Origin of the sequence: Clostridium sp. HCS.1 (assembly GCF_047900555.1) — a bacterium.
GTDB lineage: Bacteria > Bacillota > Clostridia > Clostridiales > Clostridiaceae > Clostridium.
The window spans coordinates 2,603,991-2,627,891 of sequence record NZ_CP170704.1 but is presented as its reverse complement, the minus strand read 5'-3'; the positions used below and the strand labels follow the sequence as shown (position 1 = coordinate 2,627,891).

21 protein-coding genes and 1 riboswitch are annotated in these 23,901 nt (G+C 27.9%); of the genes, 13 read left to right on the top strand and 8 right to left on the bottom strand.

The window, feature by feature from the left end; genetic code table 11:
- Positions 1-53 precede the first annotated feature (53 nt).
- The 3 genes from ACFYH6_RS12535 to ACFYH6_RS12525 form a co-directional block, all read right to left on the bottom strand.
- The gene (locus tag ACFYH6_RS12535; RefSeq protein WP_416178763.1) at positions 54-572 is read right to left on the bottom strand and encodes a flavin reductase; all 519 of its coding nucleotides are present in this window, start codon (positions 570-572) and stop codon (positions 54-56) included.
- 65 nt (positions 573-637) lie between these two features.
- Positions 638-1,678 carry a tRNA dihydrouridine(20/20a) synthase DusA gene (gene dusA / locus ACFYH6_RS12530; protein ID WP_416178762.1) on the bottom strand — a complete coding sequence of 347 codons (1,041 nt, stop codon included), beginning with the start codon at positions 1,676-1,678 and terminating at the stop codon, positions 638-640.
- Between the two features lie 155 nt (positions 1,679-1,833).
- Positions 1,834-2,112 (bottom strand): hypothetical protein, encoded by a 279-nt coding sequence (locus tag ACFYH6_RS12525; protein ID WP_316344515.1) that lies wholly within the window; start codon positions 2,110-2,112, stop codon positions 1,834-1,836.
- A gap of 395 nt (positions 2,113-2,507) precedes the next feature.
- Here ACFYH6_RS12525 and ACFYH6_RS12520 point away from each other — a divergent pair, with 395 nt between their 5' ends.
- The 4 genes from ACFYH6_RS12520 to ACFYH6_RS12505 all read left to right on the top strand — a co-directional run bounded on the left by ACFYH6_RS12520 (position 2,508) and on the right by ACFYH6_RS12505 (position 8,541).
- Positions 2,508-3,266, top strand: a complete 759-nt coding sequence (locus tag ACFYH6_RS12520) for an SDR family NAD(P)-dependent oxidoreductase (RefSeq protein WP_316344514.1) — start codon at positions 2,508-2,510, stop codon at positions 3,264-3,266.
- Positions 3,267-3,526: 260 nt separating this feature from the next.
- On the top strand, positions 3,527-4,951 hold the full coding sequence (locus ACFYH6_RS12515; RefSeq protein ID WP_416178761.1) for a 6-phospho-beta-glucosidase: 1,425 nt from the start codon (positions 3,527-3,529) through the stop codon (positions 4,949-4,951).
- A gap of 195 nt (positions 4,952-5,146) precedes the next feature.
- Positions 5,147-7,156, top strand: a complete 2,010-nt coding sequence (locus tag ACFYH6_RS12510; protein WP_416178760.1) for a molybdopterin-dependent oxidoreductase — start codon at positions 5,147-5,149, stop codon at positions 7,154-7,156.
- Between the two features lie 14 nt (positions 7,157-7,170).
- Positions 7,171-8,541 (top strand): MATE family efflux transporter, encoded by a 1,371-nt coding sequence (locus ACFYH6_RS12505; RefSeq protein ID WP_416178759.1) that lies wholly within the window; start codon positions 7,171-7,173, stop codon positions 8,539-8,541.
- A 204-nt stretch (positions 8,542-8,745) separates the two neighbouring features.
- On the opposite strand, the gene ACFYH6_RS12500 is transcribed toward ACFYH6_RS12505, so the two are convergent.
- Genes ACFYH6_RS12500 through ACFYH6_RS12480 form a run of 5 tightly spaced genes read right to left on the bottom strand, consistent with a single transcriptional unit; the run spans position 8,746 to position 13,236 of the window.
- Positions 8,746-9,450, bottom strand: coding sequence for an ABC transporter ATP-binding protein (locus ACFYH6_RS12500; protein WP_416178758.1), 705 nt, complete (start codon positions 9,448-9,450; stop codon positions 8,746-8,748).
- Positions 9,451-9,453: 3 nt separating this feature from the next.
- Positions 9,454-10,212 carry an ABC transporter ATP-binding protein gene (locus ACFYH6_RS12495; protein WP_416178757.1) on the bottom strand — a complete coding sequence of 253 codons (759 nt, stop codon included), beginning with the start codon at positions 10,210-10,212 and terminating at the stop codon, positions 9,454-9,456.
- Positions 10,213-10,215: 3 nt separating this feature from the next.
- On the bottom strand, positions 10,216-11,184 hold the full coding sequence (locus tag ACFYH6_RS12490) for a branched-chain amino acid ABC transporter permease (protein WP_416178756.1): 969 nt from the start codon (positions 11,182-11,184) through the stop codon (positions 10,216-10,218).
- A 9-nt stretch (positions 11,185-11,193) separates the two neighbouring features.
- Positions 11,194-12,069, bottom strand: coding sequence for a branched-chain amino acid ABC transporter permease (locus ACFYH6_RS12485; RefSeq protein WP_316344504.1), 876 nt, complete (start codon positions 12,067-12,069; stop codon positions 11,194-11,196).
- A 24-nt stretch (positions 12,070-12,093) separates the two neighbouring features.
- Entirely contained in the window at positions 12,094-13,236 is a 1,143-nt protein-coding gene (locus tag ACFYH6_RS12480; protein WP_416178755.1) for an ABC transporter substrate-binding protein, read from the bottom strand.
- A gap of 459 nt (positions 13,237-13,695) precedes the next feature.
- Between ACFYH6_RS12480 and ACFYH6_RS12475 the strand changes: the two genes are divergently transcribed.
- From ACFYH6_RS12475 to ACFYH6_RS12435, 9 genes are all read left to right on the top strand, one after another.
- On the top strand, positions 13,696-14,436 hold the full coding sequence (locus ACFYH6_RS12475) for a glycosyltransferase family 2 protein (protein WP_416178754.1): 741 nt from the start codon (positions 13,696-13,698) through the stop codon (positions 14,434-14,436).
- A 127-nt stretch (positions 14,437-14,563) separates the two neighbouring features.
- Positions 14,564-14,911 (top strand): EamA family transporter, encoded by a 348-nt coding sequence (locus tag ACFYH6_RS12470; RefSeq protein ID WP_416178753.1) that lies wholly within the window; start codon positions 14,564-14,566, stop codon positions 14,909-14,911.
- 12 nt (positions 14,912-14,923) lie between these two features.
- Positions 14,924-16,174 (top strand): ArnT family glycosyltransferase, encoded by a 1,251-nt coding sequence (locus ACFYH6_RS12465; RefSeq protein ID WP_416178752.1) that lies wholly within the window; start codon positions 14,924-14,926, stop codon positions 16,172-16,174.
- Positions 16,175-16,191: 17 nt separating this feature from the next.
- Positions 16,192-16,890: a response regulator transcription factor gene (locus tag ACFYH6_RS12460; RefSeq protein ID WP_416178751.1), complete on the top strand. Its 699-nt coding sequence runs from the start codon at positions 16,192-16,194 to the stop codon at positions 16,888-16,890.
- Positions 16,880-18,238 carry a sensor histidine kinase gene (locus ACFYH6_RS12455; protein ID WP_416178750.1) on the top strand — a complete coding sequence of 453 codons (1,359 nt, stop codon included), beginning with the start codon at positions 16,880-16,882 and terminating at the stop codon, positions 18,236-18,238. Before ACFYH6_RS12460 ends, ACFYH6_RS12455 begins: the two co-directional genes overlap by 11 nt.
- A gap of 162 nt (positions 18,239-18,400) precedes the next feature.
- Positions 18,401-18,502, top strand: a riboswitch (purine riboswitch).
- A 102-nt stretch (positions 18,503-18,604) separates the two neighbouring features.
- Complete coding sequence (locus ACFYH6_RS12450; RefSeq protein ID WP_416178749.1) at positions 18,605-19,915, top strand: nucleobase:cation symporter-2 family protein; 1,311 nt, start codon at positions 18,605-18,607, stop codon at positions 19,913-19,915.
- 80 nt (positions 19,916-19,995) lie between these two features.
- A complete protein-coding gene (locus ACFYH6_RS12445) occupies positions 19,996-20,280 on the top strand; it encodes a hypothetical protein (RefSeq protein WP_416178748.1) in 285 nt (94 codons plus the stop codon).
- Positions 20,281-20,433: 153 nt separating this feature from the next.
- On the top strand, positions 20,434-21,726 hold the full coding sequence (locus tag ACFYH6_RS12440) for an alpha-amylase family glycosyl hydrolase (RefSeq protein ID WP_416178747.1): 1,293 nt from the start codon (positions 20,434-20,436) through the stop codon (positions 21,724-21,726).
- Positions 21,727-22,064: 338 nt separating this feature from the next.
- A complete protein-coding gene (locus ACFYH6_RS12435) occupies positions 22,065-23,897 on the top strand; it encodes a carbohydrate-binding domain-containing protein (RefSeq protein ID WP_416178746.1) in 1,833 nt (610 codons plus the stop codon).
- Positions 23,898-23,901: the final 4 nt, after the last annotated feature.

Here is a 23,901-nt window from a genome sequence, read left to right as displayed (position 1 = left end):
TACCAAAATTTTAAGGAGCCCTTTAAAGGGCTCCTTATTTATTTTAGAAACTCCTAAGGAGTTTCTTCTTTAATTAAAATTTTTTCTACTTCTGCAATATACATTGTATGATAATCTTTTTGTGGATAACATTGATTTTCAAGAGTATTATCTATAAAACATTCAGGCTTAAATTCTTGAGCATATAATTTTTTGCAGATAATAGTAAGTTTTGCTTCTTCAAAAGCAGGAGTATCTTCAATATAATTAATTGTTAAATTAGTATTAGTAATCTTATCTTCATCTCTTCCTGAAACTGTTCCTAAGTAACTTAAATCCTTTTTATAACTTTTATCAAAGAAGGTAAGTGAAAATGTAGAAGATTCATCTACAAATTCTTTTGTATATCTTTGAGGTCTTAAAACAATATAGGCAACATTTTTGTTCCACATAATGCCAAAGCCACCCCAAGAAGCTGTCATTGTATTTACTTTTCCATCTTTAGCAGCTGTAATAAGCATCCAGTCATGACCAATTAATTTAAATGTGCTTTCATTTAAATTTTCAGCATTAATTTCTCTTAAATTACTCATAATATCTCCCCTTATATTTTAATAATATATATTATATTTGAAACATATTTATAAAAGGAAAAATATTAGTTCCATATAATATCTTGAGGCATAGTTTCAATAATATTATTTAAAACTTCTAATATTGTTTCCTTTTTTATATTTGATGAAGATAAAAGTTGTTTATATTTCTTACTTCCCTTTTGTCCTTGAAATAAGCTATGAAGAGGAGATACTAAAGCATGAACACTATTTCCTTTTTCAAGTTCTTCCATTATGTAAGGAATATAGGATTTAATAATAGTCCCTCTAGAAATTGTTTTTTTATCTTCAAAATCACCATAAAGTTTATAAAAATTTGCTAAAAGATAACAATCTTCATATGCTGATCTTCCAATCATAACACCATCTACTTTTGTTAAAGCATCTTTAATTGAATCAATGGTTTTAAATCCACCATTAATTTCTATATTCAAATAATCAAATTCTTTTTTTAATCTATAAACTATATCATAATCAAGAGGTGGTATTTCTCTATTATCTTTTGGACTTAGACCTTTTAATATGGCAGAACGTGCATGAATAGTATATCTATCAGGTTTAGCCTTAGAAATAGTACTTAAGAATTCTAGTAAATCATCATATCCTTCCAAGATAACCTTACTTTTTTCTTCTTCTATTATACCAGTTCCGTCTATTCCTATTCTATGCTTTATAGTTACTGGTTTTTTAGTAGCTTCTTTCATAGCAGAAAGAATTTCATATACTAAATCCTTTGATGACATTAATGCAGCTCCCATTAAATTTCCTGAAACCCTATCAGAAGGGCACCCACAATTTAAGTTTATTTCAGTATAATTATAGTCTTCAGCAAGTTTAACAGCTTTATAAGCTTCTTCAGGATTAGAAGCAGCAATTTGAAGAGCTACTGGACCTTCTTCCTCCCTAAAATATAGTATTTTATCTCTATTTCCATTTATTATTGATTGAGCAGTTACCATTTCTGTATATAAAAGAGCTTCTTTAGTTAGAAGTCTTGAAAAATATCTAAAGTGACGATGAGTTTTATCTACCATAGGTGCAATACTAACCTTTGGAGTTTCAACCTTTGAAATATATTTTTCCATCCTTTGTTTCCTTTCTAATTTCTTGATTCATTAATTCTTTCATTATTATATCATATGGAATAAATATAATAGTAATTAATAAAAGTAAAATATGATAAAATAATATAAGGTTAATGTGACTTTGAGTTTTATAGGTCACATTAACCTTATATTGTTTATTTTTTATTAGATTCTAATAAAAGTAAGTTTACAAATAGAGCTAGTAAAATTCCTCTAGCTATATTGAAACCTATTATTCCTAAGGCTAAAAAATCTATAAGTACATAAAGAATGATGTAAATAGTACAACAGATGATTGTCCAAATAACCTTATCCTTAGTTGTTTTTCTAATCCTAATTTTAAGTTTTTCAGTACTTATTAAGTATTTAAATAAATAATTAAATATTAAAGTTGACATTATAAATGATAACAGAAGAGTTATAATATTAATCAAATTCAGAGCTCCTTTCAATGTAATAATGATATTATAACATTGATTAGAACCTATAATTGTTATTTTATTTTAAATTAATGTAAATCCTCCTAAAGTAATATAGTTTTACTATACTATTTAATATCAAGGAATATAGCTTTGAAGGTAAAATAAAACATTAACGGTATATATTGACAAAAATATAACGATGATATATACTTTAAATACTATTTATAAAAAATGTATTTATTGCAATTATAGTAGTTCTTAATGTTTTTTAATTATAGCAAAGTAGATATTAATATATCCTATAAATAGATGAAGTAACATAAGATATGATAGTTTGATAAGTAACAAACTATAAGGTTATTTGTAGTTTATTAATTTTATAATAAATAAATTTGGGAGGTATTTATATGAAACTTTGTGGTAAGGTAGCCGTAGTTACAGGTGCTAGTTCAGGGATGGGGAAATCTATTGCTCTTTTATATGCAAAAGAAGGAGCATCTGTAGTAGCAGTTGCAAGAAGAAAAGAAAAATTAAATGAATTAATTGAAGAGTCTAAGGATTATGAAGGAAAAATTATTGCTATGCAAGGTGATGTTTCTAGAAAAGAAGATAATGAAAAGATGATTGATCTTGCTATAGAAAACTTTGGAAAAATTGATATTTTAGTTAATAATGCAGGGGTTATGGACGAAATGATGCCAGTTTCTGAAGTTACAGATGAATTATGGAATAAAGTAATTAGTGTTAACTTAGACGGTCCATTTTATGCTTGTAGAAAAGCTGTTAATTCAATGCTAAAGCAAGGTTCTGGAATTATAATAAATGTAGGTTCTATAGGTGGCTTAAATGGTTGTAGAGCAGGTGCCTCTTATACAGCTTCAAAATATGCATTATTAGGATTAACTAAAAATATTGGATTTATGTATGCAGATAAAGGTATAAGGTGTAATATTATATGTCCTGGTGGTGTAGAATCAGAAATTGGAGTAGGTATAAGTCATCCAAGCGAATTTGGTTTCTCAAGAGTAAGACTTGGAATGGGAAATGTGCCAAGAACAGGGTCTCCAGAGGAAATAGCTACAATTGCTTTATTCCTTGCTACCGATGATTCAAGCTTTGTAAACGGAACTGAAATTGTTGCAGATGCAGGTTGGACGGCATTTTAATAAAATATAGAATTATAGATATGGAATTAAGAGTATAATAACTGATTCCATATCTTTTTTATATTAAAAGACCAGAATATAAATTAAAAGAAGAAGGGTAAAACTAACTATATATAGTCTGTACAAGTTAGATTTTAAATAAAAAAATAAAATTTCAAATTTTGAAAAACATTAGTATATATCTATATATTATAATTAACTTATAGAGATAATACTTTTATAAAATACTTAATATTTATAGATAAAGGGAGGAAAAAAATATGGGTTTTAGAGAAAACTTTTTATGGGGGGGAGCTACTGCTGCAAATCAATGTGAAGGTGGATATAATGAAGGCGGAAGAGGCCTTGCAAATGTAGATGTAGTACCTATAGGTAAAGACAGATTTTCTATTATATCAGGAGAAATGAAAATGTTTGATTTTGATAATGAACATTTTTATCCAGCTAAAGAAGCAATAGATATGTATCATAGATATAAAGAAGATATTAAGTTATTTGCAGAAATGGGATTTAAGGTATATAGATGTTCTATTGCCTGGAGTAGAATTTTCCCTAATGGTGATGATGTAAATCCAAATGAAGAAGGATTAAAATTCTATGAGGATTTATTCAAAGAATGCCATAAATATGGAATAGAACCATTAGTTACAATAACTCATTTTGATTGCCCAATGAACCTTATTAAAAAATATGGTGCATGGAGAAATAGAAAAATGGTAGAATTCTATGAAAATCTATGTAATGTTATTTTCAATAGATATAAGGGATTAGTTAAATATTGGCTAACATTTAATGAAATAAATATGATACTTCATGCACCATTTATGGGAGCTGGAATATGCTTTGAAGAAGGAGAAAATAGAGAGCAAGTTAAGTATCAAGCAGCACATCATGAATTAGTAGCAAGTGCTATAGCAACTAAAATTGCACATGAAGTAGACCCCAATAATATGGTTGGATGTATGTTAGCAGCAGGTGACACTTATCCATATACTTGTCATCCTAATGATGTTTTAATGGCTATGGAGAGAAATAGAGAAAATTATTTCTTTGTAGATGTACAATCAAGAGGAGAATATCCATCATATGCACTTAAAGAAATGGAGAGAAAGGGCATCCATATTAATATGGAAGAAGGAGATAAAGAAATATTAAAGAAACATACTGTAGATTTTATATCCTTCTCTTATTATTCTTCAAGATGTGTTAGTGCAGACCCAGAAGTTAATAAGTTAACAGAAGGGAATATATTTGCATCATTAAAAAATCCTAACTTAAAGGAAAGTGAATGGGGATGGCAAATAGATCCAACTGGACTTAGAATAACTTTAAATACATTATATGATAGATATCAAAAACCTTTATTTATAGTAGAAAATGGTTTAGGAGCTGTGGATGTTCCAGATGAAAATGGATATGTTGAGGATGATTATAGAATAGAATATTTAAGGGAACACATTAAGGCTATGAAGGAAGCAGTTGAGTTAGATGGTGTTGATTTACTTGGATATACTACATGGGGATGTATAGACTTAGTAAGTGCTGGAACAGGTGAAATGAAAAAACGTTATGGCTTTATTTATGTAGATAAAGATAATGAAGGTAATGGAACATTAAAGAGAAGTAAGAAAAAGAGCTTTGATTGGTATAAGAAAGTAATCGCTTCAAATGGTGAAGAGCTCTAATTAATAGCATAACTTACTTAACTAAAAAGCTACTAATATGAATTTTGAAAACTCCAACAGGAGTTTTCTTTTTTTCATAATTATATATAATTTATAAAAACATAGCCTATTATAATTTAGAATAAAGATATATAATGTTATTAAATTATAAAAGAAAGAAGCGGAAATGAAAAAAAATAGGACATAGGGGGAAAAATGGAAGTATTAAGTCATGGATGTACTTTAGATTGTTTTGATTGCTGTAAATTTAATATTTATGTAGAAAACAACGAAATATTAAAGATAGTAGGTGATAAAAATCATCCCTTCACTAAGGGATTTGTTTGCAAAAAAGGACTTGCTCATTTAGATAGATTGCATCATAAAGATAGAATATACAATCCAATGCTAAAGGTTAATGGAGAATGGAAAGATATATCCTTTGAAGAAGCGCTATCAATATTAACAGAAAAATTAAGTCACTATAGAGATAAGTATTCATCAAAATCTATATTATATTATGAACAATATGGTAATGGGGCTTTACTTAAAAGCATAGGAGATTTATTCTTTAATTTCTTTGGTGGGGTAAGTAAAGCAAAAGGTGGTCCTTGCTGGAGTGCTGGAATAAAAGCACAAACATTAAATTTCGGAGATGTAAGAAGTCATTCTTTAGAAGATATGTTTAATAGCAAATCAATATTTATTTGGGGAAAGAATCCAGCCTTTACATCTATACATACTATACAATGTATAAAGAAAGCAAAGGCAAAGGGAAGTAAGATAGTAGTAATAGATCCTATTTATACTAAGACAGCTGAAATAGCAGATAAATATATTAGAATAAAGCCTAATGGTGATGGTGCTTTAGCTCTTGCAATGGGAAAGATAATAATAGAAAAAGAATTATATGATGAAATTTATATTAATAATTATGTTAATGGCTTTGAAGAATATAGAAGGTATGTAGAAGCATTGGTGTTAGATGATTTAATAGAAGCTTGTGGAGTAGGTAGGAAGGACATAGAAGAATTAGTTGATTTATATACAAATAAATACTCAACAATATTACTTGGATATGGGATGCAAAAATATAAAAATGGTGGAAATACTATAAGCTTAGTAGATATTTTAGGAGCAATAACAGGGCAAATTGGATTTAGTGGTGGTGGAATAAATTATGCAAATAAAGTTTATCCAAATGTAATTAATTCTGATCCATATAATAGTGAGGAGATTAGTGAAAATAGATTTTATTATGTAAGTGAAATGGCAGATTTTATAAAAGCTTCTTTAGAAGGTGAAGACTATTATAATGATGAAAATATTTATATAAAAGAAGATATATCAAAAGAGGAAGTAAGGAAATTTAATATACCGATAAAAATGGCTGTTGTTACTAAAGCTAATTTACTAAACCAACTTGCAGATTTAAATGAATTAAAGGATGCTTTTTCTAAAATTGAATTTAAAGTATGCTTTGATATGTTTATGACAGATACTGCAAAAGAATGTGATTTATTTATTCCAACTACTAGTACCTTAGAAAGTGAAGATATTATCTATAGTTCTATGACAAATCCATATATTATATATAATGAAAGAGCAGCATCTCCTAAGGAAAGACTAATGGATGAATATGAGCTTTTTAAAGAACTTGCTAGAAGCCTTAATATAAAAAGATATCCTTATGTAGATAAGAAAGAGTATTTAAATAAAGTAATAGAACCTTTAAAGAAATATAATAAAGAAGTAAATATTGAATATTTAAAGAATAATAATTTTACTATTCATAAACCAATAGCTTGGGAAGATAAAAAATTTGAAACTAAGTCAGGTAAATTTGAAATTTTCTTTAATGATAGATTGTATAAAGAGTATATTAAAGATGAAGAATTTGTACTATTAACAAACCATACAAGAGATAGTTTATCTAGTCAGCATATGATGGATAAAGAAGGAATTGCCATTGCATATATAAATGAAAATATGGCTAAGTCTCTAAATTTAAATAATGATGAAATAGTAATACTAAAAAGTAAAAAAGGTGAGATAACAGTAAAATTAAATATTGATAACATAGTATCAGATTATATTGTTCTTATGTATGTAGGATGGTGGACTAAACATGGAAATCCTAATTATTTAACAGAATCAGGTATATCAGATATCGGTGGACAAGTAACCTACAATGAAACAAAAGTAAAAATTATTAAAATAAATTAGCTTAAGGAGATTTCATGGAATTAACATATTTTAAGAATATTTTTGAAGATAAAAAATTTATAAAAAAGATAGTGGTAATTGCTATACCAATTGCTATTCAGGCATTATTAAATACAACCTTAAATTTAGTAGACAATTTAATGATAGGTGCATTAGGAGAAAGCTCTATAGCAGCAGTAGGGCTGGCAAATAAGGTGTTTTTTGTATTTACATTATTATTATTTGGAGTAGTTAGTGGTTCATCAATTTTAACTGCTCAATATTGGGGTAAAAGAGATATAAAGAATATTAGAAAGGTACTTGGAGCTTCTCTTATTATAGGTCTTTCAGCAGCTATATTATTTATGCTTGCAGGGATATTTATACCTAAAGCAGTAATGAGAATTTTTACTCCAAGTGAAGCAACAATAGCTATTGGGTCATCCTACTTAGTGGTGGTAGCATTAAGTTATCCATTAACTGCAATTACAAATTGTTATATTTCTGTACTTAGGGCAACTAATAAGGTTAATGCTCCAGTTTTTATTAGTTTAGTAGCTATAATAGTAAATGTAGTACTAAATTACACTTTTATTTTTGGGAATTTTGGAGCTCCTAGGCTTGGAGTGCAAGGAGCTGCAATAGCTACAGTAATAGCAAGAGTAGTAGAGTGTTTATCAATATTAACAGTGGCTTATATTAGTAAAGGAGCAGCTGCTGCTAAGATAAAAGAATTAATTAGTTTTAATAAAGATTTTATTAAAAAATACCTAATTACCGTTTCACCAGTTATTGCTAATGAATTTATGTGGGGACTAGGGGTTACTATGTATTCATTAGTGTATGGAAGAATGGGAGATGAAGCTGTTGCAGCAATTACTATAACACAAAATGTGGAACAGATTTGTATTGTTTTATTCCAAGGCCTTAGCTCAGCTACAGCAGTAATTTTAGGAAATGAATTAGGAGCAAATAAATTAAAGGATGCTGAAAAGCATGCAAAAAGCTTTTTTGTTATTCAACTAATTCTTACCATAGTTATGGGAACAATTTGCATTTTAATAAGAAATCCATTAATTAATTTATTTTCAGTTGATAGTACTGTAGCAAGTGATATTACAAAATGTTTAACTGTATTTGTATGTTATTTACCTTTTAAGATGTTTAATTTAGTTAATATTGTAGGTGTTTTAAGAAGTGGTGGAGATACAAAGGCATCATTACTACTAGATTTAACTGGAGTTTGGTGCGTAGGCATTCCCTTTGCATTTTTAGGAGGAATAGTACTAGGCTTACCTATATACTATGTTTATGCTTTGATAACCATTGAAGAAGTTTATAAATTCATCTTAGGATTTAAAAGATATAAACAAAAGAAATGGCTTAAGAATATAGTGGGAGTTTAAAAGCACTAAAAGTGTTTATAAATTCCTTTCCTTCAGTATATGAAAAGATAGATATTATATTCTGGCGACTTGGAGGCTAAAGTCGAAAAGAATATAATATCTATCTCCTTTTTAATTTTCTTCCTTTAGTTTTGAAGTGGCTATATATGGTTTGCGTTGGCTTGGAGCAAGGGACGGAATAAGCAAACAATATATAGCACTTTTTTATTCGCCAAGATAAGCACTTTTAATGCTATCATCATTTAATAAATCACTAGCTTTTCCTGATAAAACTATTTTTCCTGTTTCTAAAACATAAGCTCTATTAGCAATTGATAAAGCCATGTTAGCATTTTGTTCTACAAGTAGAATAGTAGTACCAGATTTATTTATTTCCACAATAGTATCAAATATATCTTTTACAACTAATGGGGCGAGACCCATAGAAGGTTCATCTAAAATTAACATTTCTGGTCTATTCATTAAAGCACGACCAATGGATAACATTTGTTGTTCACCACCAGAAAGAGTACCAGCTTGTTGTTTTTCTCTTTCTTTTAATCTTGGAAATTTAGAAAATACCATTTCCATATCTGATTTAATTTCATTTTTGTTTTTCTTTAAATAAGCACCTAATTCTAAGTTTTCCTTTACTGTAAGGTTTGCAAAAATCTTTCTGCCTTCAGGTATATGAGATAAACCAAGAGAAACTATTTTATGAGAAGGAACCTTTTTTAAGCTACTATCTTTATAGGTAATAGTACCTGATTTAATAGGTTCAAGACCTGATATAGCTCTTAGTGTGGAAGTTTTACCAGCACCATTTGCTCCTATTAAAGTAACTATTTCACCTTTTTTTACTTCTAAAGATAAATCTTTTAGGGCATGTATACCACCATAATATAAGTTTATATTGTCTAATTTAAGCATATTCTAAGCCCCCTCTCCAAGATAAGCTTCAATTACCTTAGGATTATTTTTTATTTCATCAGGTGTACCTTCTGCAATTTTCTTGCCGTAGTCAAGAACAACTATTTTTTCGCAAATACCCATAACTAATTTCATGTCATGCTCAATTAAAAGAACAGATATATTAAACTTTTCTTTTATCCAATTTATTAAATTCATAAGCTCTCTTGTTTCTTGAGGATTCATACCAGCAGCAGGTTCATCTAATAAAAGTAATGTTGGGTTTGTTGCAAGTGCTCTAACTATTTCAAGCTTTCTTTGGTCTCCATAGGAAAGATTTTTAGCAATTTCATTAGCCTTTGTATCTAATGAGAAAATTTTAAGAAGCTTTAAGCTTTCTTCTTCAATTTTATTTTCTTCTTTTTTAAATTTAGGCGTCCTTAAAATAGAATCAAATAATGAATAATTTATTCTATAATTAAAGCTTATTTTTACATTATCTAATACTGTAAGATTAGAAAATAATCTTATATTTTGAAAGGTTCTTGCTATCTTTTTCTTAGTTATATCGTAAGGTTTAAGACCATTAAGATTTTCTCCAAGATAACATATACTTCCATTAGTTGGAGAATATACACCAGTTAACATATTGAACACAGTAGTTTTACCAGCACCATTAGGGCCAATTAGGCCAACTATTTGTTTTTCATCAATAGTTAAATTGAATTCTGATACAGCTTTTAATCCACCAAACTCAATTGATAGGTTTGAAACATCTAACATAGTTTAAGCCTCCTTTCCTTTTTTTGATTTTTCTACTATCTTAGAAGTATTTTTAAATATTTTTAATGATATTTCTTTATCACCTAAAAGTCCTTGAGGTCTAAATATCATAAGTACAATAAGAGCAATAGGGTATATAATCATTCTATATTCAGCAAAACCTCTAAGTAATTCAGGTAAGAATGTTAATACAATAGTAGCTATAATTGAACCTGATAGTGACCCCATACCTCCAAATACAACATAAGTTAAATAATCTATAGATTTAACAAAGTTAAAAGTAGAAGGTTGTATATATCCCATATAGTGAGCATATAAAGAGCCAGCTAGGCCTGCAAAAAATGCCCCTATTATAAATGCCATCATTTTATATTTAAAAGTATTTACCCCCATAGCTTCGGCAGCAATTTCATTTTCACGAACAGTAATCATTGCTCTTCCTTGTGAAGAATGAAGGATATTATATATTATTAAAATAGTTAAAGCAGCAAATATAAAAGCAATAGTAAAGTTGGTCTTTTTTGGTATGCTTTTAAGTCCTGTAGCACCACCAACAGCCTCAATATTCATTATTATAACCCTAATTATTTCACAAAAAGCTAAAGTGGTAATAGCAAAATAGTCACCTTTTAAACGTAATGTTGGATACCCAATTAAAGCTGCAAAAATAGCTGCAATAATAGCACCAATTAATAAGGATATAAAAAATGGAAAATTTGCTTCTTTTGTAAGCATAGCTGACACATAAGCACCTATTGCCATAAATCCAGCATGTCCCAAACATAGTTGACCAGTAAACCCAACTATTAAATTTAGTGAAACAGCTAAAATAATATTAATTAATGTTAAAATAATTATTCCTGTATAATAAGATTTAATAATTCCAGAGGTTGTAAGACCAATTAGAATACCATAAGCTAAAATGACGGATGCTAATATTAATATTGTCTTTCTATTAAAAAAATCTTTCATTACAATCACCTACACTTTCTCATTAGTCTTTTTACCTAATAGACCAGCAGGTTTAATTATAAGTATTATTATTAATATTCCAAATACAATAGCATCTGAAAAAGTAGTTGAAATATATGCTTTAGATAAAGTTTCTAATAATCCTATTGATAAACCACCAATTAATGCTCCAGGTATACTTCCAATTCCTCCAAGTACTGCTGCAACAAAGGCTTTTAACCCAGGCATTACACCAATGTAAGGAGTTATGCTAGGATAGGAAATTGCAACCAGAACACCAGCGATACCAGCTAATGCTGATCCAATAGCAAAAGTAAGGGAAATAGTATTATCCACATTAATTCCCATTAATGAAGCAGCTTCTATATCAAAAGAAGCTGCTCTCATTGCTTTTCCAACCTTGGTTTTATATACAATAAATTGAAGGAGAATTACAAGGAGTGCAGAAACTGCAAACATCAATATGGTTTTCCAATCTAGCTGAAGACCTCCTAAAGTAATAGGTTCAAGGTTTATTAGCTCTGGAAAATGTTTTGGAGCTGTTCCAACAAATTTACTCATAATATTTTGTAATAATAATGATACACCAATAGCAGTAATTAATAATGTTATTCTTGGAGATTTCCTTAAAGGCTTGTATGCAATCTTTTCTATTAAAATACCAAGTATTGCAGAAGCAGCCATAGCTGCTAATAATGTAGATATTAAAGGTAATTTTAGTACACTTGATGCATAGTATCCTGCAAAAGCACCAATCATATAAATTTCACCATGAGCAAAATTTATAAGTTGTATTATTCCATAAACCATAGTATAACCTAAAGCTAGGAGGGCATACACGCTACCTAAAGCTAAGCCATTTATTAATTGTTGTATAAATTCCATAGTTAATCCTCCTGTTTAAATATATTAAGGATTTATTTTATCAGCTAATACCTTATTTCCACCCTCTAATTTGATAATTACTGCACCTTTTATTGCAGATCTTTCTTCATTAAAGCTAATTTTTCCAGTAACACTTTCTACTTCTGTTTTAGCTAATTCATCTTTAATGGCTTCTCCATCAGTGCTATTAGCATTTTTGATTGCTTCAACTAAAATTTTAGCAGAATCGTAAGCTAAAGCTGCAAAGGCATCTGGTTCTTTGTTATATTCTTTTTTGTAAGAATCAACAAAGTTCTTAACTATTGGAGAAGTATCTCCTGAGTAGTAGTGATTAATATAAAGAGCACCATCTACTGAATCTCCACCGATAGAAGCTAATTCTTCAGATTCCCAACCATCTCCACCTAAAAGTTGAGAAGTTATAGAAATATCTCTAGCTTGTTTAGCTATAAGACCAACAACATTATAGTAATCTGGTAATACAATAACATCAGGATTAGAACCTTTAATCTTAGTTAATTGTGCCTTGAAATCCGTATCTCCATCATTGTAGGATAAGTATTCAACAACTGTTCCACCATTTTTTTCTAAAGTTTCTTTGTATGCTTTTGCTATACCTATGGAGTAATCAGAGCCAGCATTATATAAAACAGCAGCTGTTTTCTTATTTAAATTATCTGTAGTATATTTAGCTAATATCTCACCTTGGAAAGAGTCTATGAAACATCCTCTAAACATATATTCTCCACCTTCATTAGTTATAGAAGGTTCAGTTCCTGTAGGCGTAATCATAGGAATTTGTCTTTCTGTTGAATTCTTAGCTATAGCTAAAGTAGCTCCAGAAGTAACTCCTCCTAAAATAGCAGATACCCCATCTTTATCTACTAATTTATTAAAAGCTTGCATTGCTCCATCAGGAGTAGCTCCATCATCTTCAAATATTAATTCTATTTTTTTACCATTTATTCCACCTGCATCATTAATCTCTTTTATTAATAAGGACGCTCCTTCTTTAGCAGAATTACCGTAAGTAGATGCACTACCAGTTAATGGACCAATTCCTCCTATTTTAATAATTTCGCTGTCAGAACTAGAACTTCCACATCCAATTAAAAGTGACATAGACATTACTGTTGCTAGAAGTCCTACAAGTAATTTCTTTTTCATAAAAAATCCCCCTTTAAATTAATTGCTGATAAAATATCAAATAAATAAACATTTTATTAATAAATTAATATTAAATAAATATTTATAATATTGATATAGTAACATAATTAGATAAAAATTACAATATAGATATTTAATATTTTATAGAAAAAAGTATAAAATATGGAATATATGGAGTATGTATACAGTAATATTGTGTAAAAATGATTAGAGGATTTAAATTATTAAATTGAAAATTTTACTTCATTATAAAAAATCTATATTATTATTTATTCTTTAAGAAATTACAAAAAGTTTATATTGTGAGCAACTTTTTTATCTAAAAACTATAAAAGACTAAGATTCATAAAATCTTCATAAATTCTTTAATATTTATTGTGAATTTTAATTAAAAATATTTAGATTTGATGATTAATATTTATTATATAGAAGATAAGTTGTTAGATGGAGGTAAGGAAGATGAAAATATTAATTATAGTTCCTGCTTATAATGAAGAGAAAAGCATATATAATGTAGTTTCTTCTGTTAAATTAAATATTCCTTTTGCAGATGTTCTCGTTGTGAATGATGGCTCCACTGATAACACATATAGTGAAGCTCTAAGGGCAGGAGCAAAAATTATCAATTTAGTTAATAATTTAGGAATAGGTGGGGCAGTTCAAAGCGGATATATTTATGCCTATATCAAAGGATATGATATTGCTGCTCAGTTAGATGGGGATGGACAACATAATCCAAAAGATTTAAAGAAGCTTATTAATGAGATAGAAGAGGGTAATGCTGATATTGTAATAGGTTCTAGATTTGTTGAAAAAACTGAATATAAACCAAGTTTTTTTAGAAAAATAGGAATAAAGTACTTTTCAAAGTTAGTTTCAATTTTATGTGGGAAAAGTTATTATGACACAACATCTGGTTATAGGGTAGTCAATAGAAGAGGAATAAAACTTTTTTCAAGTTATTATCCTAAAGATTATCCAGAAGTTGAGACAATAGTATATGCATATAAGCATGGATTAAATATAAAGGAAGTAAAAGTTAAAATGAACAATAGAAAAACTGGTAAATCTTCTATAACTCCCATTAGGAGTATGTATTATATGATTAAAGTAACAATAGCAACAATAAATATAGCACTTTATTGTTATTATATCAATAATAGATATCTTAATAAGAAAGGAGCTGAAGCCATTAGATGAAAACATTAATAACTATAATTATTCTAATATATATCTTATATGAAATATTTGATGTAAAAAAAAGACTTATAAAGTTGACGCAAGAAAATGCTATTCTTTTAGAACTATTAAAGGAGAAAGAAAATAAATGATGTATTTATTGATATTTATAAATATTTGTTTATTACTTTTAGGACAAGTTATATGGAAATTAGGGACAAAAACTATAAACTTTGAAATGAATTTAAAAGGTATATTTAATTTGATTTCTAATCCATATGTTATAGGTGGAGGAATCGTATATGTAATAGCAAGTCTGGTATGGATTTATATATTATCAAAAGAAGATTTAAGCAAAGTATATCCATTACAAAGTCTTTGTTATGTATTCGGTGCTATTATTGGGATATTTCTATTTAAAGAGAATATGAATGCACTAAAGATATTAGGATTAACTCTAATTTCTATAGGGGCCTTTATAATAAGTTTAAGCTAGGGAGAGAAATATATGTTTTCAATAAAGAAAGAGGAAAAGAATATAAAAATAGCACTTATTTTAATAGAATTATCATTTGCTTTAGTTGGATTAGTATATATATTTAAGCTTGGAGATTCAACTTTATTAGGCAGTTTGGAAAATTTTGATAATGATGATGTTAAATATATAAGAAGTGCATGGAATCTAGTAGAAAATAATATATTATCCTATGAAAGTATCTATGAGCCATCAGTATATATAATGCCAGGATTAACTTTTGTATTATCAGTTTTTGTTAGATTGTTTGGTAAGTTTGATGGGGTAATAGCATTTAGGATATTTCAAATTTTTATTCAATGTGGATCTCTATATATAATATTTTTAATAGGGAGAAAACTATTTAACAGTAGAATTGCAATAATTGCATGTATAGTTAATTCACTATATATAGTGGAGTTTTATGTTCCAAGTTTAATCCTTATGGAAACTATTTTTAAGTTTTTGTTACTTTTATTAGTATATTTAAGTATATATGCAGTTGAAAGAAAAAGTACTAAGCTATATATAGCAGCAGGAATAGTATGGAGTATAGCATGTTTGTTTAGGCCTACCATTGCAGCATTCCCAGCAGTAATATTATTAGTCTGGATAGTAAAAAAAGAATACAAATTGAAGGACATGTTCAAATATGCTAGTATTGTTTTAGGAATATTTTGTATAATTATGTCACCCTGGTGGATAAGAAATTATAAGCAATTTAATACTTTCATTCCTTTTACTGCTTCTAGTGGTAATCCTTTTTTACAAGGTACATTTGTAAACTATGATCAATCTAATGGCTTTGGAGTTTCATACGAAAAAGGAGACAATTATATTGAAAGTAATAAAAATGAAATTAGAGCAGGAATAGAAAGACTAAAAACTTATGGTAAAAAAGAGCCACTAAAGTATTTATATTGGTACACCATAGGTAAAATGTGGTATTTTTGGAAAGCACCATTTTATTGGAATGGAATAATAGGATTTATATTAGCACTGATTCAGCATTATTTTATACTAATTACATCTATATTGGGTATAAGATTAAGCATAAAAAAATCAAGCTTAAGGAGTAGAAGTATACTTATTATTTTAGGAACTATAATAATATTTAATATTGCTTACTTACCATACTACACATTTGAAAGATATTCATATCCATTGATTTCATTGCTTACTATTTTTTCAGGGTATATAATTGATAATTGGATAGAAAAGAAGAAAACAGTAAGAACTAGCTGAAAGAAGGGTGTTATGTTATGGATGATAAAAAAACAATATTAGTAGTAGATGATGAAAAGGATATTAGAGAAATAATTGAAATTTATTTAATGAATGAGGGATATAATATTGTTTTAGCTTGTGATGGAATAGAGGCCCTAGAAAAATTAAAGAAAGAAAAAATAGACTTAATAATTTTAGATATAATGATGCCAAAGCTTGATGGTATTAGAACTTGTCTTAAAATAAGAGAAGAGAAAAAGTTGCCTATTATAATGCTTTCAGCTAAAAGTGACGATAGTGATAAAATATTAGGGTTAAACATAGGTGCTGATGATTATATTACAAAACCTTTTAATCCATTAGAGCTAGTAGCAAGAGTTAAATCACAGTTAAGAAGAATCACTAGCTTTAGTGAAGTTAAAGAAGTTAATAACGAAGAAATATGTATAGATGGGCTTAGAATTAATAAAGCAAATAGAGAAGTGTATGTGGATGAAAGAAATATAAGGCTAACACCTAGAGAATTTGATATTTTAGAACTTCTTGCTAGTAATAGAGGAAGAGTTTTAAGTACAGAACAAATATATGAAAAAGTATGGAATGAGCCATTTTACAATTCTGAGAATACAGTTGCAGTACATATTAGAAATATAAGAGAAAAAATAGAGATTAATCCTAAGGAGCCTAAGTATATAAAGCTTGTATGGGGAGTTGGGTATAAAATTGAAAAATAAAAAATTTTTAAGAGGAAGCTTGAAAAAAGAACTTTTAATATTAAATATAATTAGTTTTATTATAATAGGATGTGGTATTTCGTATAGCATTAGTATAGCTAAAAATAGTGATACTGTAAGTTTGATTAACAGATTTAATAATGCTTATGTAGAAATAATAAAATATGTTAATAGAAATGATGATAATTCTAAAAAATATTTGATAGAAGCAAGTGATTTATATAATATTAATTCAGCTATCATAGATAATGAAGGAAATATTTATATGAAATCAAAAGGTGTATTAGAAGAAAAAATTGATGTTAATATGATAAAAAATATTTTTCAAAATAAGTACACAGATGGTAACTTTTATCAACAATATGATATACGTTTAGATGAGCAAGATTATAAATTGTTAATATGGAGAAATCAAGGTAGTAGTGCAGTTATAATAAAAATATTTCTAAGTATTTCAGTGAGCTTTTTGTTAGCAATATTAACTATATATTTATACACATATAAAAAGGTTAAGTATATAGGCTATTTAACTAAAGGAATAAATGAATTTTCATCTGGTAACTTAGAATATAGGATAACAGAAAAAGAGAATAATGAATTAGGATTTTTAGCTAAAGGAATGAATTTAATGGCTAATAATTTAAAAAATAGTATAGAATCAGAGAGAAATCAAGAAAAGTTTAAATCAGAATTAATTTCAAATGTTTCGCATGATTTAAGAACTCCATTAACATCAATAATAGGATATTTGCAGCTTATAGATAATGAAAAAACTACAGAAGAAAATAAGAAAAAATATGTTAAAAATGCAATAGAAAAGTCCTATAAATTAAGAGACTTAATTGGAGATTTATTTGAATATTCTAAGCTTCAATCTAATTCTGTTTCTTTACAGATGAGTAATGTAAATGTAATAGAAATAATAGAACAGAGTATAGGCGAGTTATATGTAGAAGCTATGGAGAAGAATATAGTATTTATTAAGAATTATGAGTATTCAAATATAAATTTATATATTGATTCTAACAAAATAGGTAGAGTTTTTCAAAATATATTATCAAACACTGTAAAATACAGCGTTGAAAATAGTAAGGTTTTAATTGATATAAATGAAGATAAAAATGATGTAATAATTTCTTTTGAAAACGAAATAGAGCAAGAATCATTAAAAGATGTAGATAAAATCTTCAATAGATTTTATAGATGCAATGAGTCAAGAAATTCTGAAACCCCTGGTTCTGGGCTGGGATTAGCAATAGCAAAGAGTATTATAGATCTTCATAATGGAGATATTTATGCCAAATGTGAAAATAATATCTTTAAGATATATGTTAAATTAATGAAATAATTAATATTTGCTGATAGAAAAAATAATATTGATTGGTTTAGGAATTGGTTTTTATTTTTAAAAATATGATAATTAATTTAAACAGAAAAATCTCCTTTCAATAAGTATAAATGTATTTGAAGGAGATTTTATATTGAAATAATATTAAAGTTTGTGTATAATACCAATATAATTAAAAGAACTCGTATATCATCGGTAATATGGATCGAAAGTTTCTACCTGCTAACCGTAAATTGGCAGACTACGAGGTACTGTGTTTAAAATTAAAGGTAAGTATTTTTATAATTAGTAATTTTACTTCTATTTTTTAAGACAAGCACCTCGGTATCGAGGTGCTTTTTAATTAAAAAAATGGAGGATGAAATAATGGAAAACTTACAAACAAAGGATGGAATTAAATTAAACTATAAAGTTGATGATAATCCATCAATAGGAGAAAAAATATTATTTGGAATTCAGCATATATTTGCTGCCTTTGGTGGAATAATTGTTGTACCACTAGTTGTATCTAGTTCTTTAGGATTTGATGCTAAAACATCAACAGCATTAATAAGTGCATCAATACTTGCAGCAGGAATTGCTACTATAATACAAGCTAAGGGAGTAGGACCAGTTGGATCTAAGGTTGCTTGTATAATGGGAACGGATTTTACTTTTGTATCACCGTCTATTACAGTTGGTTCAGTTTTAGGCTTACCTGGAATAATTGGAGCAACAATACTAGGAGGAATATTTGAAGTTATTCTTAGTTATTTTATAAGACCTTTAATGAAGTTATTTCCACCAATAGTTACAGGGACAGTTGTATGCTTAATAGGTTTAACCTTATTACCAGTTTCTATAGATTGGGCAGCAGGAGGCAGTGGAGCTTATGACTATGGAAGTGTAAAAAATATATCTATTTCAATGGTAGTATTATTTGGGACTTTGTTATTGAACCGTTATGGAAAAGGGATGCTTAGTAGTGCATCTATTCTTATAGGAATGATATTAGGATATATTATATGTATACCATTTGGATTAGTAGACTTTACTTCTGTTAAAGAAGCAAGTTGGATATCAATGCCTAAAATATTTGAATATGGAGTAACTTTTGACTTAAAAGCACTTATTGCATTTATTCCTGCATATTTTGTTACTGCAATAGAAACTGTAGGGTGTTTGAAAGCAATTGGAGAAGTTTCAGATGTAGAAATGAGTAATAAACGTATAGGACAAGGAGTATTGGCTGATGGAATTGGTAGCATGATAGGTGGTTTTGTAGGTACATTACCAAATACAACCTTTAGTCAAAATGTTGGTTTAATACCTTTAACTAAAGTAGCAAGTCGTTATGTAGCAGTTATGGCAGGAGTAATATTAGTTTTATTAGGATTTTTACCAAAGATTGCAGCAATAGTTAATAGTATTCCACAACCAGTATTAGGAGGAGTTGGAATAGTTATGTTTGGTACTGTTGCAGCTGCTGGAATAAAAACTTTAAGTAAAGTAAAAATAAATGAAAGAAACCTTTTAATAATAGCTACTTCTATTGGATTAGGACTTGGAGTAACCTTTAGACCGGAATTTATTTCTCAATTACCAGAAGGACTAAAGATGATTTTTGCTTCAGGTATATCAACAGGAACAATTACTGCATTAATATTAAATATAATATTAAAAGAAGAAACAGTTTAATAAAGGGAATTTATAAATATTTTAAATAAAATAATAATTATTTGCAAATAATACTTTTATAAAGTTATGGAGGTATTATTATGATTAAAGATATATTAGATAAGTTGGAACTTAAAAATTATGAAAACTTATCAGATAATGAGTCTAAAGAGAATACTGTTCTAGGAATGAATAGAGATTTAGATAAGTTAAAAATAAATGATGATTATTCTAATGAAGAAGCTTTAAATAATAAATATACATCAAAGGAAACAAACTCTTATATAGAATTAAATGATGTTGTAAAAGATGATGATAGATATAACATAAAAGAAAATCATAAGAATAAAGTAGATTTAAACTCATTAACATTAAATAATAAGTAAATCTTAAAAAGCTCTTGATATTTTTTCAAGAGCTTTTTTATATAGCAAAATAGTAATAATCTATAGCAATATAAAACAAGAAATAATAATAATATAATATAAAATAAAATTATAGAATATATTCTATAATTTTATAGTAGTAAGGGTGAGAATATGGTTAAAGATACAAATAAAGCTTTAAGAAATTCTGTTATTTATTCTGTTTATGTTAGAAATTACGGAGAGAATGGAAGCTTTAAAGATGTTGAAGAAGATTTGGAAAGAATAGAAAAAATTGGAGTTGATATAATTTGGCTTATGCCAATACATCCAATTGGGGTAAAAAATAAAAAAGGTTCTTTAGGATGTCCGTATGCAATTAAAAACTATAGGGAAGTAAATCCAGAGTATGGAACTTTAGAGGATTTTAAAAGTTTAATAAATTCAATTCATAGCTTAGGAATGAAATGTATTATAGATGTAGTTTATCATCATACTTCTCCAGATTCATATTTATTAGAAGCTTTTCCTGAATATTTTTATAGAAAATCTAACGGCAGTCTTGGAAATAAAGTTGGAGATTGGACAGACATAATAGATTTAGATTATAGAAATAAGGAGTTATGGGATTATCTAATAGAGAGTTTAAAATATTGGGTAAGTCTAGGTGTAGATGGATTTAGGTGTGATGTGGCTTCTTTAATTCCATTAGAGTTTTGGATTAAAGCTAGAGAAGAGGTTTCAAAAATAAATAAGAATACAATATGGCTTGCAGAATCAGTTCACCATAGTTTTTTAAGAGAAATCAGAAAGGCTGGATTTATAGCTCATAGTGATGGTGAATTATATGAAGCCTTTGATATTTGTTATGATTATGATGTAAATGAAGAATTTATTGCTTACTTAGATAGAAGGGGAACTTTAGAAAGTTATATAGAAAAAGTAAGACAACAAGAAGTTATATATCCAGAGAACTATATAAAATTAAGATTTTTAGAAAACCATGACCAACCAAGAATAGCTAGCAAAGTTAAGGATTTTGAATTACTAAAGGTTTGGACAGGACTTTTATATTTTCAAAAAGGAACTACATTGATTTATAATGGACAAGAATCCTTGGAAAGTCATACACCAAGTTTGTTTGATATAGACAAAATTAATCTGAAAAATCAAAATCAAAAATTAGTAGAATTAATGCAAAAATTATACGAAATAAAACAAATGGACATAGTTAGAGAAGGATATTATGACATAAAGACAATACCTAATAGTGAAATTGTAGTTCTTTCATATGAATTACAAAATGAAAAGTTAATTGGAATTTTTAATTTAAGTGAAAACACTTATGAAGTAAATATAAACTTAAAGGATGGAAAATATTTAAACCTTATAGATAATGAAGATGTCTATATATTAAATGGTAAAGTTAAAATAAATAAAAATGCCTTTATACTTAAAGAAATTTAGAGTTAAATTTAAAGTAGCTAGTATTCATTAGATATAAGATCATAAAAAAATATAGGTGGTTTGTCCACCTATATTTTTTATATTAATTTTACAATGATTTAGTAAGATCTAAATAAATAAAATTTTCATCTCTAAGATAATAATTAATAAAAGATCATAATTTAATACTAATTATGCCTTTATTTGAAGTATACTAAATTAATAAAATAAATCTTAATTGAAAGTATAGCTTAGAATTAAAAATAGGATTTAAAAGTAATATTTATAACTATTGCTTTAAGATTAATTTAAGGTAAAAATGATATTATTTACTCAATTAAATACTAGGAGGAGTAATTATGAGTAAAAAGATTATAGCGATTCTTTCTATAATGGCTATATTAACAACTGTTACAGGTTGTACAAGTAAAAATAGTACATCTAATGACAATTCTACTATATCAAGTGAAAATGTTGAAAAAGTAGATACTAATATTGTTTTAGGAGATACCATTTCAGTTGAAGGTAATGGAGTTGTAGTTGAAAATAATAAGATTACAATAAGTTCTGCAGGAACTTACGGTATATCAGGAACTTTAAAGGATGGTCAAATAATAGTTGATGCAGGTGATGAGGATAATGTTAAATTAGTTTTAAATGGAGCTAATATTTCATGTTCTAATAGTTCCCCTATTTATATAAAAAATGTTAAAAATGCATATTTAGTTTTAGCTGATGGTAGTGAAAATGTTGTTACAGACGGAGAAAACTATGTGTTTGAAGATGAAACTACTGATGAACCAAATGCAACCATATTTAGTAAAGATGATTTATTTATTAGTGGTACTGGTAAGATAACAGTTAATTCTAACTATAATAATGCTATTACTAGTAAAGATGATTTAGAAATAGAAAATGCTAATATTAATATAACTTCAGTAGCTGATGGTCTAAGAGGAAAGGATTCTATTACTATTACTAGTGGTGATATTAATATAAATGCTTCTGGAGATGGTATGAAATCCAATAATTCTGAAGATGCCGAAAAAGGTTATGTATTAATTAAAGATGGAACTATAAACATAACTTCTGGAGAAGATGGAATACAAGCTGAAACAAGTGCAACTATTATTGGAGGAGACTTAACTATAAATTCTGGTGGCGGTAGTGAAAATAGCAGTAAATCTAGTAGTACATGGGGAAGTTGGGGGAAACCAATGGACTTTGGAAGCAATACAACTGCTACTGAAGATGATACCCCAAGTGCAAAAGCTATAAAGGGAAGTACATTAGTTAAAATAGATGGAGGAAATATAAATATAGATTCTTCAGACGACTCAATACATTCTAATGGAAATGTTGAAATTAATGGGGGAAATATAAATATTTCTTCAGGGGATGATGGAATTCATGGAGATGCCACTATAGATATAAATTCTGGGGAAATTAACATAACTAAATCTTATGAAGGAATTGAAGCAGAAACAATAAATATTAATGATGGGAATATTAAAGTAGTAGCAAGTGATGATGGTATTAATTCAGCTGGAGGTAATGATGGATCAGCTGTAAATGGTAGACCAGGTCAAAATAATTTTTCTTCATCATCAAATGCTTCAATTAATTTTAATGGTGGTAGAGTGGTTGTAGATGCAAGTGGAGATGGATTAGATGCTAATGGTTCTATATATATGAATGGTGGAACAGTTATAGTAAATGGACCAGAGGATAATGGAAATGGAGCATTAGATTATGATGGAAAGTTTGAAATTTCTGGAGGATTATTAATTGCAGCAGGAAGTTCAGGTATGGCTCAATCACCAAGTGATACTTCGAAGCAAAATTCAATTAATGTTTTTACTTCAGTTTCAGCAAATACATTACTTCATATTGAAGATGAAAGTGGAAATGAGTTAATTACATTTTCACCTAGTAAGTCAGTAAGTTCTATTGTTATATCATCAGAAAATATAAAAACAGGAACAACTTTTAAGGTTTATACTGGTGGAGAATCAACAGGAACAGCAACTGATGGATTATATTCAGAAGGAAGTTATTCAGGAGGAACAGAGGGAGATAGCTTTACAATATCTAGTACAGTTACTAATGTAGGAGGAAGTGCTGGTGGATTTGGTGGCCAAGGAGGCGGAAGAATGCCAGGGCAAAGAGGTGAAATGCCTTCAAGACCTTAGTTAA